The organism is Actinotignum sp. usb-actsch-rep-73 (assembly GCF_059082735.1).
The window spans coordinates 1-15,747 of sequence record NZ_JBHNPV010000033.1 but is presented as its reverse complement, the minus strand read 5'-3'; the positions used below and the strand labels follow the sequence as shown (position 1 = coordinate 15,747).

The 15,747-nt window shown below is 53.5% G+C and carries 16 protein-coding genes, 1 tRNA gene and 4 pseudogenes; 7 read left to right on the top strand and 14 right to left on the bottom strand.

What is annotated here, in order from left to right; all coding sequences use genetic code 11:
* Positions 1–315: 315 nt before the first annotated feature.
* The 5 genes and pseudogenes from AC5RE1_RS02240 to AC5RE1_RS02220 all read right to left on the bottom strand — a co-directional run.
* The gene (locus AC5RE1_RS02240; RefSeq protein ID WP_257878476.1) at positions 316–1,818 is read right to left on the bottom strand and encodes a recombinase family protein; all 1,503 of its coding nucleotides are present in this window, start codon (positions 1,816–1,818) and stop codon (positions 316–318) included.
* A 60-nt stretch (positions 1,819–1,878) separates the two neighbouring features.
* Complete coding sequence (locus AC5RE1_RS02235) at positions 1,879–3,066, bottom strand: recombinase family protein (RefSeq protein ID WP_285084560.1); 1,188 nt, start codon at positions 3,064–3,066, stop codon at positions 1,879–1,881.
* Positions 3,067–3,161: 95 nt separating this feature from the next.
* Complete coding sequence (locus AC5RE1_RS02230; RefSeq protein WP_493938261.1) at positions 3,162–3,362, bottom strand: hypothetical protein; 201 nt, start codon at positions 3,360–3,362, stop codon at positions 3,162–3,164.
* Between the two features lie 546 nt (positions 3,363–3,908).
* Complete coding sequence (locus AC5RE1_RS02225; protein WP_444518277.1) at positions 3,909–4,019, bottom strand: hypothetical protein; 111 nt, start codon at positions 4,017–4,019, stop codon at positions 3,909–3,911.
* A 92-nt stretch (positions 4,020–4,111) separates the two neighbouring features.
* Positions 4,112–4,246: pseudogene (locus tag AC5RE1_RS02220) on the bottom strand (N-acetylmuramoyl-L-alanine amidase); the annotation flags it as partial.
* Positions 4,247–4,525: 279 nt separating this feature from the next.
* Between AC5RE1_RS02220 and AC5RE1_RS02215 the strand changes: the two are divergent.
* Together AC5RE1_RS02215 and AC5RE1_RS02210 are read left to right on the top strand one after the other, a co-directional pair.
* Positions 4,526–4,858, top strand: a complete 333-nt coding sequence (locus AC5RE1_RS02215) for a PadR family transcriptional regulator (RefSeq protein ID WP_179370187.1) — start codon at positions 4,526–4,528, stop codon at positions 4,856–4,858.
* A gap of 2 nt (positions 4,859–4,860) precedes the next feature.
* Complete coding sequence (locus tag AC5RE1_RS02210) at positions 4,861–5,454, top strand: HAAS signaling domain-containing protein (RefSeq protein ID WP_179370188.1); 594 nt, start codon at positions 4,861–4,863, stop codon at positions 5,452–5,454.
* 217 nt (positions 5,455–5,671) lie between these two features.
* On the opposite strand, the gene AC5RE1_RS02205 is transcribed toward AC5RE1_RS02210, so the two are convergent.
* From AC5RE1_RS02205 to AC5RE1_RS02180, 6 genes and pseudogenes are all read right to left on the bottom strand, one after another.
* Positions 5,672–5,827, bottom strand: a complete 156-nt coding sequence (locus tag AC5RE1_RS02205) for a hypothetical protein (RefSeq protein WP_179370189.1) — start codon at positions 5,825–5,827, stop codon at positions 5,672–5,674.
* Positions 5,824–6,315, bottom strand: coding sequence for an SLATT domain-containing protein (locus AC5RE1_RS02200; RefSeq protein WP_179370190.1), 492 nt, complete (start codon positions 6,313–6,315; stop codon positions 5,824–5,826). The genes AC5RE1_RS02205 and AC5RE1_RS02200 overlap by 4 nt, the downstream gene beginning before the upstream one ends.
* A 43-nt stretch (positions 6,316–6,358) precedes the next feature.
* On the bottom strand, positions 6,359–7,252 hold the full coding sequence (locus tag AC5RE1_RS02195) for an SMODS domain-containing nucleotidyltransferase (protein WP_257878478.1): 894 nt from the start codon (positions 7,250–7,252) through the stop codon (positions 6,359–6,361).
* A 174-nt stretch (positions 7,253–7,426) separates the two neighbouring features.
* Positions 7,427–8,833, bottom strand: a complete 1,407-nt coding sequence (locus AC5RE1_RS02190; protein WP_179370192.1) for a restriction endonuclease subunit S — start codon at positions 8,831–8,833, stop codon at positions 7,427–7,429.
* Positions 8,830–9,417, bottom strand: a pseudogene (locus AC5RE1_RS02185) (HsdM family class I SAM-dependent methyltransferase); the annotation flags it as partial. The gene AC5RE1_RS02190 and the pseudogene AC5RE1_RS02185, both read right to left, overlap by 4 nt.
* Positions 9,407–9,946, bottom strand: a complete 540-nt coding sequence (locus AC5RE1_RS02180; RefSeq protein WP_257878502.1) for an HsdM family class I SAM-dependent methyltransferase — start codon at positions 9,944–9,946, stop codon at positions 9,407–9,409. The pseudogene AC5RE1_RS02185 and the gene AC5RE1_RS02180, both read right to left, overlap by 11 nt.
* Positions 9,947–10,058: 112 nt before the next feature.
* On the opposite strand from AC5RE1_RS02180, the pseudogene AC5RE1_RS02175 reads away from it, so the two are divergent.
* Positions 10,059–11,057 (top strand): annotated as a pseudogene (locus tag AC5RE1_RS02175) (DUF2800 domain-containing protein).
* On the opposite strand, the gene AC5RE1_RS02170 reads toward AC5RE1_RS02175, so the two are convergent.
* Together AC5RE1_RS02170 and AC5RE1_RS02165 are read right to left on the bottom strand one after the other, a co-directional pair.
* Entirely contained in the window at positions 11,011–11,496 is a 486-nt protein-coding gene (locus AC5RE1_RS02170) for an ABC transporter permease (RefSeq protein WP_179370193.1), read from the bottom strand. The pseudogene AC5RE1_RS02175 and the gene AC5RE1_RS02170 overlap by 47 nt on opposite strands.
* A 256-nt stretch (positions 11,497–11,752) precedes the next feature.
* Entirely contained in the window at positions 11,753–11,857 is a 105-nt protein-coding gene (locus tag AC5RE1_RS02165) for an IS3 family transposase (protein ID WP_218840494.1), read from the bottom strand.
* Positions 11,858–12,035: 178 nt separating this feature from the next.
* On the opposite strand from AC5RE1_RS02165, the gene AC5RE1_RS02160 reads away from it, so the two are divergent.
* A tRNA-Ile gene (locus AC5RE1_RS02160) sits at positions 12,036–12,109 on the top strand.
* Here the strand turns inward: AC5RE1_RS02160 and AC5RE1_RS02155 are convergent.
* Positions 12,069–12,410, bottom strand: coding sequence for a helix-turn-helix domain-containing protein (locus AC5RE1_RS02155; RefSeq protein WP_493938262.1), 342 nt, complete (start codon positions 12,408–12,410; stop codon positions 12,069–12,071). The two genes, AC5RE1_RS02160 and AC5RE1_RS02155, sit on opposite strands and share 41 nt — an antisense overlap.
* A gap of 79 nt (positions 12,411–12,489) precedes the next feature.
* Between AC5RE1_RS02155 and AC5RE1_RS02150 the strand changes: the two genes are divergently transcribed.
* The 3 genes and pseudogenes from AC5RE1_RS02150 to AC5RE1_RS02140 all read left to right on the top strand — a co-directional run.
* Positions 12,490–12,756 (top strand): helix-turn-helix domain-containing protein, encoded by a 267-nt coding sequence (locus AC5RE1_RS02150; protein ID WP_493938260.1) that lies wholly within the window; start codon positions 12,490–12,492, stop codon positions 12,754–12,756.
* A 107-nt stretch (positions 12,757–12,863) separates the two neighbouring features.
* A complete protein-coding gene (locus AC5RE1_RS02145) occupies positions 12,864–13,955 on the top strand; it encodes a hypothetical protein (RefSeq protein WP_493938259.1) in 1,092 nt (363 codons plus the stop codon).
* 221 nt (positions 13,956–14,176) lie between these two features.
* Positions 14,177–15,747: pseudogene (locus AC5RE1_RS02140) on the top strand (hypothetical protein); the annotation flags it as partial.

The window sequence follows — 15,747 nt, the reverse complement described above, 5'->3', positions numbered from 1 at the left end:
TATGAGTAATTGATTGCCGGCGACCACGGCGTGCATCCCGTATGAAACACACACCCTTTGCGTTAACGAAGTGGCGCCATCACGGACTGAAACCCGTCCTGACACAAACTAGAAACCCACTCCAACACGGGCTTCCAACTGCCTGCTGGTGTTGATACAATTTCGCGCCAGCAGGTTTTGTTTTGCCTTTTTGCTCCAAAAATTGCTTGTTTGCTCCAAAATAGGGGTTACGCGAAATTGTTGTGTTTAGCTGGGCAAATAGAAAGCCAGCAACCAAAATGATCGGTGCTGGCTTTTGAGTTTTGAGCTTTGTCGCTATTGCTCGGGTGTGATGGTTCCGTCTTTCCAGATCACGGTCGCTTTGCCACTTGGTGCTATCTCGATGCGTTGGCACAGGGCGTGGAATGTAGCGGGGTTAAAGTCGCCTACACTGTCTAGTGTGGTGAGGGTGCGCCGGTAGTGGTTGAGTATGGCTTTGATGCCTGTGCGACGTTCAATCTCCACCATGGTTGCTTCATAGATATCGATGGCTTCACGCTGGCGTTGTTCCAGCTTCTTGAAGCGTTGATGGTAGTCATCTTGGTTTTGGGATTGATGTGCATTCGCGTTGATAGCTTGCTCGATCAGTTTCGTGGCGATCTCGATTTCAGCAGCTTGCTCAGCAGCTTGGGTTTCTAGCTCGCTGGTGTCGGTGAGTACGGTTTGCAAGAGTTTCCAGTCGATGAGGCCGCGTTGGTCGATGAGCTGGCCGAGCGCTGTTTGGAAGATTGTTTGCAACTGACTATCGCGTAGTACGGGCATTTTCTTTGGGTGAGGAACTGCGAATTTCTGGTTGCATTGCCAGACGATAGCCAGGTATTTATCAGTGGAGTGCCAGGTTTTACTCCCATATGCCGAGCCGCAGTGAGTGCAGTAGACCATACCGGTGAAGGCACGCTCACGCCGGTCTTGGTTCGTGTTTTTTGCTAGCTCGTAGCGCACGAGTTCCCAGGTTTCAGGATCAATGATGGCTGGGTGAGATCCGGTCACGTAATATTGTGGGACTTCGCTTTCGTTGGCTTTGCGCTGCTTGGTGAGAAAATCTACGGTGAAACGCTTTTGTAAGAGTGCGTCGCCTTTGTATTTCTCGTTGGCAAGAATGGAGTGGATGGTGGTGTGGCTCCATTTTGCCCGCCGCATCGGTGTGGGAATCCCATCCGCATCCAATGAGGCTGCGATCTGTGGGATGCTCATGCCTTCGAGGTATTGGCGGTAGATGCGGCGCACGATTTGGGCTTGCTCAGGGTTGATTACGGGTTTGCCGTCTGGGCCGCGATTGTATCCGAGGAAGTTACCGTAGGGCAGATAAACTTTGCCGTCTTGGAAACGCTTTCTGTGACCCCACGTGACGTTCTCGGAGATAGATCTGGATTCTTCTTGGGCAAGGCTCGACATGATGGTGATGAGTAGTTCGCCTTTGGAGTCGAGTGTCCAGATGTTTTCCTTTTCAAAAAACACCTCCACACCCTTATCCTTCAACTTCCTCACGGTTGTCAAGGAGTCGACGGTGTTGCGAGCAAACCGGGAGACGCTTTTGGTGACGATCAAGTCGATTCTTCCTGAGAGAGCATCAGCTATCATGCGGTTGAATCCCTCCCGGTGTTTCGTGGAAGTGCCAGAGATTCCTTCATCGGTGTAGATGTCGACGTATTGCCAGCCGTCATGGTTTTTGATGTAGTGCTCGTAATAATCCACTTGCGCCTCATATGAGTTCGCCTGGTCAGTATCATCAGTGGAGACGGCGAGCATAGCCAGCAACGCGGCGTAGCTGCTGACCACTAATCGTGGTCGTAGTGGAGTGCAAGGGTTTGGTGGCAGGGATAGTGGTAATCCGTGGCATCAGGCAGTCACCTCCTCACCGGTGCGGTAATCAATCATGGTGGTGTTCCCACTACTGAGGTGGATTGTCAGGAGCCAGTTCGGGCTGGCATCGATCTGCTCGATTTGTTCGATTACTTGCTGGTTGTTCCATTTTTCGAGGCTGAGCAAGCGCAGAATGATGGTGTGCAGGTTTTCTTCTCGTAGTTGATGAGCATGACAGGGGTTGCCCTTGCCTTTCGTGGCGGTTTCGCACCACCAGTATTTATAAGTCGAGTGTGCCAAGCGGCGGGTACGCCGATGATAGTTCCTGCCACAGATAGTGCAGGTGATACGGTGCGTAAGAGCGCTACTCCCACCAGTAGGGGTCAAGCCACGTCCGCCCGTGGCACGCCGCCTGGCTAGCTCTGCCTGAACGGCATCAAAAACGCTACGATCGATAATCGGCGGGTGGGAGTCTTCCACAATATATTTATCCAGCTCGCCACGATTCAGAGTCGGTGTGTTATCTCCGGCGTGAGCACTGAAGTACTGTTGCAAGATTGTGGTACCGATATAGGTGGGGTTTTCCAGCCAATTGCGGGTTAGCGAGGCGCTGAACTTGCCGCCACCACGTGAACGCAATCCCTCTTGGTTCATTTGTTTGCAGGTTTTCTCTGGGCTGATCCCTTCAAGAAACTCGGCAAATACACGCCGCACAATCACGGCTTCTTCTTCAATAATGTCGAGCTGGCCGTGGTGGTAGTGGTATCCGTAGGGGTGGCGCGAATGCAACAGCCCATCCTTGTACTTTTTCCGGATTCCCCACTTTGCATTAGCCGAGATAGATTCGGATTCAGCTTGCGCGAACGAGGCTAGTAAAGTGAGGAGGACTTCGCCCTCAGCGTTGGCGGTGTCGATGTTTTCACGTTCAAAACGCACGCTCACCCCAGCAGCCTTCAATGCTCGCACAGTGCTTAGTAGGTCGACGGTGTTACGGGCAAACCTGCTAATCGATTTGGTGAGAATAATGTCGATACTTCCTGCGAGTGCTTGTTCAATCATCTGGTTGAACTCGCCACGCCTTGTGGTGCTGGTACCCGTCGCGGCATAGTCAGAATACACTCCGGCATACTCCCAGCCTGGCGTTGAGCTGATGAGCTGGTTGTAGTAAGAAACTTGGGCAGAGAACGAGTGAGTGAGGCGCTCGGATTCGCGTGAGACTCGCACATACGCCGCCACTCTCGTGATCTGTAGCTGGGCGGGTTTGTGGGTGGTAGTTTGCGGATTTTCATGCGCGTCTCCTTGTATCAAGTTCGGTGTGTCTATATATCACTCTGTGCGCGGGTTTTATCCAGTACGAGCGTTGCGTGCAGTTGCCCAATCGGAGGAAGATTGCGGGCTATCAGCCCACCTCGAATGCGGCTCACATCTGTATCGGTGAGTATCCCTGCCTCGGCTGCTTTCGTGGCGGCCAGCATGGTGGCCCGGTAGGTGGCTTCCCGAGCAAACTGGGGTGCGCTCATCGCGGGCATTTCTTGCTCCGATGAGCTACGTAGCATTCATGGCGGCAGTAGCGTCGATGCTTATTCCCATACGCGGTGAACGTGGTGCCACAGCCGATACAGGTGAAGGTGTAGGTGGCGTCACGGTTTTTCTCTTCGGGATGTGCCGCCCACCAAGCCCGCCTATGCTCGCTGCAGCAAAAAGATGCAGGTCTGCCAGTCGCTTGAGTCGCTATGGGGTCACCGCACCAACGACACCACCGACCATCCTCCATACCTTGGTTTTGTGGGTGTTGATGGGGATTGCGTGTCAGATGACTGCGAACACTGCTTGGCTCTAGCCCAAGAACCCGCGCAATCATCGGCACAGTCATCCCGTGCTGGTTGAGTTTTACTATCGCCTCTTTTTGAATCGGGTCAATCATCGCTTGTTCCTCCTATAAGGAGGGCTTCGATAAGCACAAAATATAAACAGGGAAAACAAAAAGAGCCGCCTCCGCAAGACGGTGAAATCTCGCTGAGGCGGCTCTTTGTTCGATATAGCATTCAGTTATTAACCTCAGCTTTTTAGCTAAGGATTTGGTTCACTCGGGCTTGTACCTGGTTGTAAAGATTTCCCAGGCGCGCCCGGCGGGTAGCGCCGTTGCCGTAGTCTCCTCGAATCGCGGCGTCTGCCAAGGCATCAATATTGGGTGCGATCGGTGCAGATCCTTCCCCGAGTTTTCGTTAACTCTGCGTTGCACAGCGTCGTAGAGGCTACCTAGGCGTGCGCGTCGCTGGTCTCCGTTGCCATATTCGCCGCGGATAACTGGGTTGGCTAGTGCTTCAATATCTGGTTTACCGGCAGATGATGCCTGGGGTTTGTTTCCGCTGATTTGGTCGTACCAGTAGATGGCTCTAGCCATGTAGGTTGCGTGTTGGGATCCGGCTATGGAGGCGGGGCATTCGGTTGCGGAAAAGTCGCGGTGTTTGACTCTCCGGTGGGTAGAGACAAGGCAATTACGGTCACTTTCCTGGACGGCACGAAGATACGGGCATAACAGAATACAAATGTTCAAGGCGCTCGGCTACGGTCGGGTGTTTTTTGTTATGCAGATGATACTATTTACAACGTCTATACTGTGTAGTACACTATACTTGTCAAGGCGCAGTAGCGCTGTATTTGACGAAAGGTGATGGAGTTGATGAATGAAGAATGGATTTCGCAAATTAAAAGAGGAACACTTGAATATGCCATTCTTCTCCTGATCAAAGATGGGGACAGATACGGATATGACTTGATACAAACATTAGATAATTACCCTTTGCTTAAAACAAAAGAAAACACGGTTTATCCATTGCTACGACGATTATTAAAGAATGGATATCTTGAATCGTATTGGCAGAACACGGATGACGGTGTGCCACCGAGAAAGTATTATCGAATAACTGAATCAGGATGTTCCTATCTTGATGAGTTGAACAGTGACTGGAAGACACTGATGAAAGATATTTCTAAGCTAAGGAAAGAATTATAAAAATGGGAAACAAGTCAAACAATATTGCATTAGAGAAATATTTGTCGCAGGTAGACAAACATTTAAAATATATGCCCGCTTTCGAAAAGACTGACATTTTAAGTGAACTCAAGAGTTCATTTTATGAGCGCATGGAACAGGGGCAGACAGAAAACGATATTATTGCGGAAATGGGACCGGCAAAGGACTTCGCATTAAGCTACCTTGGCAAGGCTATTGTCGAGAATAAAAATTTTTCATTCAGACATTTTATGATGGCTTTAGGATTCTACTCTTTTGCTTCATTAGCGTGGGTTTCGCTGATTCCTACATTAGCTATATTTTCGGTTTCGTTCTTCTTTTCGTGTGGCGTCAGCGTTCTTGCTGGAGTAATGGGATTGCTTAAAGGCTTCCTGCATTTTCCGCTTATTGATAAGATGCAATTTGTTTTTTTCATGTACGAATTAAAAGGGATTCCTGCTCTTTTGGTAGGATTGTTATTGGCGGTTGTTTTCTTTTTCTTAGGAATTCTATGCTGGAAAGGAACTGTAGGAATGATTCGCCTTTTGCAGTCAACGAAATGGAAATTGGATAGTGATGTAAGGAGCGAAGCGTGACAGTACTGTTTTTACACGGCCTTAGATAAAATAAAGAATCATGGTGGCAAACATTAGATTATCGTGAGTGCAACAATGTGGTGTGCCCGGATTTGATATCAGCAGATGGAGGCGAACCGGACGGGTAGAAAGCAAAAAGAGCCATCCCAGCAAGACGGTGAGGTCTCGCCAGAGCGGCTCTTAGTCAATGCGATATTCAGTTGTTGTCCTCGGCTGGTTAGCCAAGGATTTGGTTGACTCGGTTTTGTACTTGTTGGTAGCTGTAGCCAGCATTGATGAGCGTCGCCAAGGTATCGCCTGCACCAACGAAGCCAGTGCCAACGGGCATTCCGCCAAAAGGTGTTCGTCGCGCCAAATGGTTCTGCGAGGTCACTGCCGCAGCCCTTCGGGCAGCAACCGGTTTAGCTCTTCACGACTGAACTCTTTCAGCCCTTCCTTCTGAAGTCGGGCACGTGCAATGTTAAAGCTCTTGTTATCTGTCCTGGGAATGGATGTATAGATCGATTTGGTTTGTTCTACAAGCCTGTCTCTTTCCTTGCGGACTTCCTCATCACTCATCGAGTTGAAGTCAGTCAAACAAGCCAAGTACTGCCGCTGGAGATACCAAAGTTGATCGGCAGCCTTCTGATGGTTCGCTATTTGCGTTCCCAGTTCGAACCGAAAGCTATACGAGTTAAGCGCAAGGAGCGCGAAAGTGAGTAGTCCCGTAGCTACCGTCGCCCATTGCTGCTGCGTCACAAAGATACCAACGATGCCAGCAGTTGAAGCCGCAGAAAGAATGATTTGGAAAGTCTTGATTCTCCGCTCCGAGCGCGCAAGCCTCGTACGCTGTTCTTCCTGCGCGGCGTGAGAGTAGACCACATTCCCATACTCGTTCTCGAGCTGGGAATACAGTCTGTCGCGTTCAGGACTTCGGGAATCGGTCATCGAAGATCAGCCTCCAAAACTCTGTTGCTTGGCATGTGTCCGTCGCATCAATCGCAGTCTTGGCATTGTCCGCGTAAAGCGCTAGAAGATCCACCATAGGAGGTGGAGCAAATGCGTCAATTCGTCGACGTGTACCCGGAGCTACAACAACGCCACCACGGGCAAACTCGTTCTTCCAGTATTCGAAGAAGTCTCTGGCGTGCCAGTCGAAATATAGGTATGGCAGGTTGTCAGCCCACTGGCTCTGTTCCCAGTATTCGAACGCCATTGCGTCCAGTGCCTGCCCGCTGAAGTACTGCCCCTGTTTGTTCCACGCCCTAAGCATCCGGCAGAACTTCTTCAGGCCACCTGGGTGATCCTTGCTCAGGCCATTGAACACTTCCAGCTCACGGCGCGGGTTCATTGTTGGCCAAGAACCGCCGTCATGCGTGTCTGGGTAACGGTACGTGCCGGGCGTTTCCGCCCGAAACACGGGGACTATCTCGAATCGAACTCCATCTGTGAACTCGGCGACGACGACTTGTCCGTCCCCACGCAGCTTGGTTTGGGGATAGGTCGCACTGAGACTTCGTTTCACCTTTTGGAGTAGCTCGGATGGCCCGTTCCCACCAAACAGGGATCGCGCCCAAGCGTTGTTGTATTCACCGGGCGGTAGCTCCACGAGAATATCGATATCACTCGTCGAGATCGCTGTACCGCGACCATATGACCCGGCGTACCAGGAGTGATCTGTGTCTGAGGACGTTCCCCAGAAGTCCACATTGATGCGTCGCGTGATGGCATGATATCGATTGCGCACCACGCTGACTGTCGCCGGAGTCATGCGGAGATTCGCTTCGAATTGTCGAAACAATCGGTTTTCGTCACCCATCGCCTTCTCGCCTCCTGCCAGTAGTCGCTGGCGAGCAGAGTATCTGCGCAACGCCCACCTATACCGCTTCAGGCGGTGCAGTCTGATCTTCGAAACCCGAACTTTGCGTCATCTCAGCTGGTGTGAGGACAAGCTCCTTGAAACAACGAAAGCCCCGGATGTGAACCTTGGTTATCACGACACTAACTCCCCAATGTCTCGCGCCAGGGGTAGCGCTCGGTCGAGCTTGGCAGCAATGCGCTCCTGCTCATCCACAGGCGGTACTGGAACGGGTACTACTTTCAGCTTCTCGACTGAGAGTCCAGGTTGTGCTGTTGCGGTGGCGTACTGATTCAAATTCAGTTGCTCTAATGCTATAGCCGCCCAAGTGGGAGATGTATGCCCGAATGTCTCGACTACTACCGCATGCTCAGTCGCGAAAAAGCGCCCCGAAGCCACATTGATATTGCCGCAAAGAGCGCCTTGACGACCGATGAGCGGGTAGGTTCCATCTCTGTTGTAGTCGGCCACGTAACCCCTGATCCCGTTACCTCCGTAGCACGGGTACTCGCCAACTTCAGAAATGTTGCCAACGGCGACGTTCTTCCCCGCCTGCATGTTGAACACGCGGCCTAGACGCGACCAAATCCAACTATCTGGCAGGTCGAAGGGCTCGTCTTCTTTGTCCACTGGTGGCAGTGGCTTCTGCTTCTTGATTTTGCCCTCCTTTTCGAGTTGTTGGCGTTCAGTTGTGATGGTTTCGAGGAGTTCGGCGGCGGTGCCGTCTTCGGGGTGCTGCTTGGTGAGTTTGCCGCTGATGGCGGCTTGGAGGATCGCGCGTTCGATTGCTTTGGCGAACTCGCGGTCTAGATACTCTCTCTCAAGTTCAGCAAGTTGGTCAATGAGCGGCAGAACCTCGTCAAGCTTGGCGACAATCCGCTCCTGCTCGGCAAGCGGTGGGAGCGGAATCGACACAGTGCCAAAGGTCGCCCCTGAGATTTCCTTGAACGTCGTGCCTGTACCGAGCTTACTGATCATCGGGACACTCGCGAGCAGTGCAAAATACACATACTCGGCTTGCGATGGCATGTGCAGCACGATGGATTTACACTCCTGGTTGGTAGCCAAATCTTGTTCGGCAATTGCCAGGTGACCAATCGGAGCACGACTGGACATAACCACGGAGCGTGCTGGAAGTAAACGGGCACTTGACTCAGAGAGTCCCTTGGCCGTTATAGTCCGTGAGCCGCCGGACACGTATCGCCCGGAGAGTTTGCCGAGATCAGCGGGAGTGATCCAAGGAGTGTCACCACCCCAATAGCTGCTGACAGTCGTTTTCGGTGTCCCGCCCCCGACCACGGAACCAATATTCGCCACTCTTGCCCAAGCCCAGCTCTCAGGCAGAGCAAATGTTTGCTCATCTGCGCTGACAGGTGGAAGTGACTTCTGCTTCTTGAGTTTCTTCGCTTTGACCAGTGCGGCGCGTTCTGCCTTAATCTGTTCAAGGAGTTCTGTGGCGGTGCCGTCTTCTGGGCGTTGGTCTGTGAGTTTGCCGCTGATGGCGGCTTGGAGGATGGCAGCGCGGAGGCGGTCGGCTATCATTCGGTCACCGCCAGGAGCGCTTCGATTTGGGCGATCTTGGCGTCGATTTGCGCGTCGAGTTCGGCTCGTTTGGTCTTGTAATCAGCGATTGTTTCTTCTGGGCTGAGCACGACGGTTGTTTGTTGCGGGAAGCCGCAGAGATCAAGGTTGTAACCGCCCTCGATAAGTTGATCGGCGGTGAACCGTTGGGCCTTGGGGTTGCCGTCTGCGTCTTCGATCTCTCGGCGATCCATCCACCACTCAGCGGCGTCGGCCAGGTGTTCCCTCAGCATTGGTCTGGTCTTGGAGAACGCTTTGTAGCCTTCGGGGAGGTCTACTCGGTAGTACCAGGTCTCCTTGGTTGTACCTGTGTTGTCGAAGAACAGGAGGTTGGTGGCGATTGAGGTGTAGGGCGAGAACACAGAGCCCGGCAGGCGGATGATGGTGTGGAGGTTGAACTCCTTGAGGAGCCGTTCCTTCAGTGCGAGTTTTGCGCCGTCGTTGCCGAAGAGGAACCCGTCGGGCAGCACAACCCCGGCTCTTCCGTGTCGTTTGAGCCGGTAGGTGATGAGCGCGATGAATAGGTCTGCGGTTTCAGAGGAACGGAAGGCTTGCGGAAAGTTCGCTTTGACCGATTCTTGCTCGGTGCCGCCGTAGGGCGGGTTTCATGGTGACGACATCGAACTTCTCGCTGTCTTTGAAGTCGCGCACGTTGCGTTCGAGTGAGTTGCCGTGAATGAACTGGGGCTGGTCGACGTCGTGTAACAGTAGGTTGGTCACGCCAAGTAGGTACGGCATTGGCTTCTTCTCAATGCCGTAAACGCTGGAGCGGTATGCCTCGTGGTCTTCGACGCTTTCGACCTGTTCGTCGAGGTGTTTGAGCGTTGAGGTGAGGAACCCGGCTGTTCCGGCTGCGAAGTCCGCGACGGTCTCTCCGATCCTGGGGTTGATCATTTCGATCATGAAGTCGGTGACCGCGCGCGGCGTGTAGTACTCACCTGAGCTGCCCGCGCTTTGGAGTTCTTTCAGCAAGGTCTCGTAGATCTCGCCGAAAGCATGCCGGTCTGTATAGTCCTCGAAGTCAATCTCGTCGATCAGGTTAACGAGTTGACGGATGAGGATGCCGTCCTTCATGTACTGGTTCGAATCCTCGAACACTGCCCGAACCACGGATTGACTGAGCGGCGTCGATGCGGCAGGTGCGCCCGAGCCGCCGCCTACTGCTCTCGGCGTCGGGTGCGCATCGGTGGCTGAACGCACGCCGTCGGCGGTGCTCGAATCCGGTGAACCCGGCTCCACGTCGGATGCTGCCGAGCAGGGCACCACCGCACACGCCCTGGCGGAGTGGAAGCTCCGCCACGCCCTCCACTGAGCACCGGGCTTCAAACCCGAATAGACCTGGATCGATGACGAGATGGAAACTCTCACGGATGATTATGTCGCTTACGTCCAAGAACACATCTCGTTAGCTGAGGAGGCCTGTGGTGATCCGCAGGTCTTGATTGAGCAACGCCTCGACTTCTCGCACGTCGTGCCGGGAGGGGTCGGCACCGGGGATTGCGTGATCATCGCCGACCCCACCTTGCAGATCATCGATCTCAAATACGGGCAAGGCGTGTTGGCTGAGGCTGAGCGTAATCCGCAGTTGATGCTCTATGCGCTGGGCGCTCTGCACGCGTTCGGGTCACTGTATGACATCGCCGAAGTGGCGGTGACGATCTTCCAGCCCAGGAGTTCGAACGTCTCCACCTGGACGATCACCACCCGCCGAACCGTCCGGCTGCGCAACCTTCGCTTCTCGGTCGAGTCTGGCATCTTGTTCATCACCCTCCCCTCTGGGCGCAGGCTGGCGTATGTGAAGCCGCGTCTGGGTGAGAACCGTTGGGGCGGCACGTCAATCACCTACAGTGGTGTCACCACGGGCAGGAAGTGGGGTCGGTTGGAGACCTACGGAGGGAAACTCGTTGAGAACATCGTGCAAGCCACAGCTCGAGATCTGCTTGTCCACGCGATGGGGTTCGTCGCCCGTGCGGGGCATCGGATTGTCATGCGTGTCCATGATGAGATTGTCATCGACGAACCCATCGGTTCCAGCTTCACCGTGACCCAGGCTGCCAATTCATGTGCGTTTTACCTGGTTGGGCTGCCGGCCTGCCCCTCGCTGCTGACGGGTATGAATGCTCTTATTACCGGAAGGATTAGAGCAAGGATAGGAGCCAGCCATCTAGGACGGCGACGAGGGTGAACAGGAGGGTTCCCCGGGCGAACGCTGCCAGATGTTTACGTGGATTACGGTAAAGCTCGGGGTTGTTCTTCGTGCCGGTGAAACGTATTCGCTTGGAATGTCTCCACCAGAGAAGGTCAATCACCAGCAAATCGAACAGATTCAGTGCCTGCCCTAAAAACAGAACATTCAGAAAGTTGCCGGTAAAGCCTGCTTGTTTTACCGGCAAGCCCGCCAGGAAAAGAACCACGCTGAACACCGGAAGACTGGAAAGGAAAGAGAGCACTGGGGAGGTTTTCTTTCCAGCGTTATCTGTAATCTCAGGCCTGCCGTGTACTGCGTCTTGTGCTTCGCTTGGGTAGGAGGACAAGCTCCGAGCATTCTTTACGTCCGTGCCAGTACCTAGGAAGCACGTCAGCCAAAACACTAGGCATAACACCATGGCTTCGACGTACAACATTCCCGCTCCTCCTAGTGTTTTGTGCTACAGCACGCAGGCTAAAAACCAATCACGCTGCTTTCCCATTATCAGGCAACCCCGCCAATGAAATATGACGACTTCTCGTCCACCCGTCCGGATTCGCCGGCGCTCGGGGCGTATGTGCGAGAGCCCCAAAGCTCAGTGACCACAGACCTGAACTAGCCCCCGAAAGTTGGACTGGTTTAATTCTAGGTGGTTAGGCTCTCAAGGGTCTGATTCCGATATTGCATCGGGGTCAGGCCCTTGAATCATTTTGAAGCCGGGTGTTGTTGTACCAGAAGATGTAATCATCTACGGCCCGGTAAAGCTCATCAACACTGACGTAAGGGGGGGCGTCCAGGAGGCCAGCCGGAATCCGGCAGTGAACTGGTGCGAGCGGAAGTGCGTGGCCTCGTCAATGAGAGAAACGCGGACTTCATAGCGAAACTCGTTCCCGGGCGAGGGATGCAAGTGAAAGCGCCGAGCCGCGCGAGCGGGCGTGAACTGAAGGCGGCATCTTGAGATGGTAGCCTTTAAGAGCCCCAATAGCTCAGTCGGTCAGAGCAACGGACTCATAATCCGTCGGTCGTCGGTTCAAGCCCGACTTGGGGCACTTTTTCGTAGGCGGGGGCACGGTGCCCCGGCTTGAATGAGGCAGGGATCCATCCGCCGTGACCATCGGGGGTGGGTAGCAGGTCTTGAACCTCAACTTCGAGGAGATCTGCTGTTTCGATGAGGTCTTCAGCGCTCCAGCCGACGTTTCCGCGCACCTTTTTTGAGGCGTTTGTTTGGGCGATACCAAGAGCGCTCGCCAGGCGAGTTTTTGTTAGTCGCCGGTCGAAAAGATACTGGTTCACGATGGAGCCAATGGCTTCGTTTACCGTGTAGTTTGCTGTGATTAGCGTATCTGACATGCTCCTAATATACCTAAGTAGTCGCAGAGCGACAACTCTGGCGCTTGACGAAAATTAAGTACTTTGGCATCATATAGGCATGAGTAGTCATAAAATGTCTAGTCGTGCAGATTTGCTCACCCCTAGGGAGGCTTCTGAACTGACGAATCTTGGTACTCCCAGGACCTTTCAACGCTGGGCAAAAATCGGAAAGTTGCCTCATTTGGCTCTGCCGAACGGCAGAGTGATGTTTTATCGACGCGACATTGAAGCTTTGTTGCAGCCGCGGGCTGTTCAAGATGAGGAGGGGGAATTGCCTCGCCCTTTTGAGGGTGTTCCCTTGTCTGGTTTTGTGGTGGCGGTGTGAGTGATGCTCTCGGTGACTGGCATGTGCGCACACAAACCGTTCCTTGGGGCGTTTGCTGTTTTAGTCTTGTTGGTGTCTAACGGTTGTTCGGGAAGGTGCGTCCGACAATGAGTGATGAAACAGAGCTGAATGCGATGAAGGATTCTGAAGGGACTGTTCCTGGCGAGGTGGCGTGTGCGTGGTGGCGTCGGCCTCGTGTGGTCGCTCCGCTTGTTGCTTTAGCGTTGGTGGCTGTGGGTGGCGGTTCGTGGGCGGGTGTGAATACGTATCAGACCCATCAAGCCTCACTTGCTTTCGCTTCGGCTGTAGAGGCAAACTCGGGGCAAGCAACAGTCTTGAGTGAAGCAGTAGCTCACGCTCAGGCAGTTCGTGATGAAGCGAATGCCCTGAACGAGGCATCAGGGGATACTCCGGTCATTGCGCCTGCGATGATTGAGTCTGTCGATGATGCTCTTTCGCGCGCTAGTGCTCTTGATTTGAGTAAGCCTACCACGCCTGCTGATCGGGCAACTCTTGTTGCAATGGCTGAAGAGCTTGAGGCTGAGACAGCCAATACCGTGTCGATTCTTGACTCGTTGAAAACTGCAACTGACGCGGTTGAAACGGAGCTCAACACTTGTGCTATGACAGCTTTCGACCAAGCGGTCGCTGACGCACAATCCGCTTTGAGTTCGGCACAAGGGGTGCTTGACGGGTCGGACGGGAAAGTCAACGACAACAGTCTGCGCGACGCGCTTGCGACCGCGATTGATTCACTGACGAATCTACTTCCGTCCACTGATGAAACTAGCGATGAGACTCAATCTTCTTCGGTTGAGGGCGGGCGTGAAGAGGTAAAAGCAAAGACTGCCGAGATTGCTAGCGGGATCGAAGATCTCAACGCGAAGAGTAAGGCAGTCAGTGACGACCAGACTGCCTGGCAGCAGGCTCAGGACGCGCAAGCTCAGGCAAGCTCTACCTCGGCTGGTGGGGGAGCGTCCTATAGCGGTTCTTCTTACGACTACTCCGGTGGCGCTTACACGGGTGGTGGCTCGCCGTCAGATTATTCGGGCGGATCTTCCACTGATCTTGGAAGTTCGGGATATTGGTACAACCATAACTATCCGGAGTATGTGTATGACCCTGACGGTTGGCGGCATCACCAGATTCAACCCGATTCAAATGGTCACTATCAAACAACAGAAACGGTCATTCCGTGAATCGCTCTGAATTTCAAGCGCAGCACCGTGAGTAGTGTGCTGTAGCTCAGTAAGACTCCTGCCAACTGGGCGCTCCATGCCCTAGGAAAGCTGATCGCCTAGTTGGTGGGTTCCACATGTATTCCCATCTCGCGAAAGGAATTTTGATGATGGTGGATTCTTCTGTGCCTAGGGTGGCACACTACTCACGGCTGAGGTCTATCTTAGCCTGCCTTGCAGCGATGGTGGTTGTGTGTGCCTCGTTGATTGCTGCGTCTCCTGCTTCGCTTGCTGCGGGGTCGTGGGTGCGTGGCGTGCCGATTAACGGCCTGTCTGGCTGGCTGGGAACGTGGATTCCCTACACCGGCCAGCCTGTCCCTGGTTTGTGTATTCAGGCTGACGCGGTCAATCCTGCAGCAGAGGTGGTCGTATCGCCCAGTCAGTTGACGGTTCAGCCATCGCTTTCTCGTCCGGCTGATCTCAGCGTCGATATTCCGCAGATGGCGTACATCATGAAGTGGTACACGCCAACGTCGCTTGAGTTTTCCAATACTGACGTCGATGCGGCTGCAACAGCTTTCCTTGCTCACGTGAATTTTGAGAACTCGCGTAATGCTCAGGCGAACGTGAATACGCTTCTTGCTTCCGTTCCCCAAAACGTTCAAAACCGTGCTCGCCAGATGGTTGCTGAAGCAAAAGCATCGGGTGTCGTTGGCTGGCAGGCTGGTAGCGTGACGGGTGAGCGTATGCGCTTTGGCACTATTGACGGTATTGGTGTGAAGAATGGCGCTAATGCGTATGTTGCGGGTAAGCCGTTCACTATCACTTTGAATGGCCCGGCTGTCTTTGAAGCGAGTGGGACGAACACATATACGGGAACAACTGCGTCTGCGCCGGTTGGTGGTATTCAGTGGCGTTCAACCGCGAACGGCACGGTTTCCTATCATGTTGATTACGCAGACTTGGGTGCTTCTGCGCTTGGTTACGCGTCGCCTGGTGGTGGTCGCCAGGATGTGATCTGGTTTGATCAGGACAAGGGTCGTTCTGAGACGGTTGCGGGGCCGTCGTTTGAGGTGATTTTTGATTTTCAGCCGATTGCTACGTCCAATGTGGGCACCTCTAAGGTGATTGACTCTACGACGTTGTCGGATACGATCACTGCCAGTGCTGACCCGAATTATGGTGATGGCAAGTGGCTTGAAATTGACGGTCAGCCGGTTCCGGTTGTGTATGAGGGCACTGCCTATGCGTTGGGCGAAGAGCCGGTAGACCCCCGTGATGAGGTTCCCGCAGACGCTCATGTGGTTGCGACTGCGTCGTTTACTGCTACCGGTCCTGGTGAGCATAGTGTCAATGTTGATGTGACTGGTTTAGCTCCTGGGTTTTACACGTGGGTGTGGAAGGTTGTCAAGGATACTCAGCCTGGCACGATTGGTGACCCGGCGATTGACATTAAGGAATTGGTGCACGCCGACTGGCACGACCAGTTCGGGCTGGGTGATGAAACCCTGTCATATCGTTTCAAGACGAATGTGGATACTAGTTTGTCGGTTCGTACCACCAAGTCGGGCTCGTACCTTGTCGACGACATGTTCGTCACCGAAATGCCTGAGTCCCACCCGAACTTCACTGGTAAGGCTGGGTTTAAGGGTGACGAGCTGACGTTTACGCAGAAGCTTGTGTTTTTCCCTGAAGGCCAGGCGGTCACTGACGAGAATATTGGGGCTGCTGAGACGATCAGTGAAGTTCAGGTTGATGCTTCTAATGGTTTTAAGCCTTCTGTAGGGTCAACCAGGTTCAAAATGAAAGACGG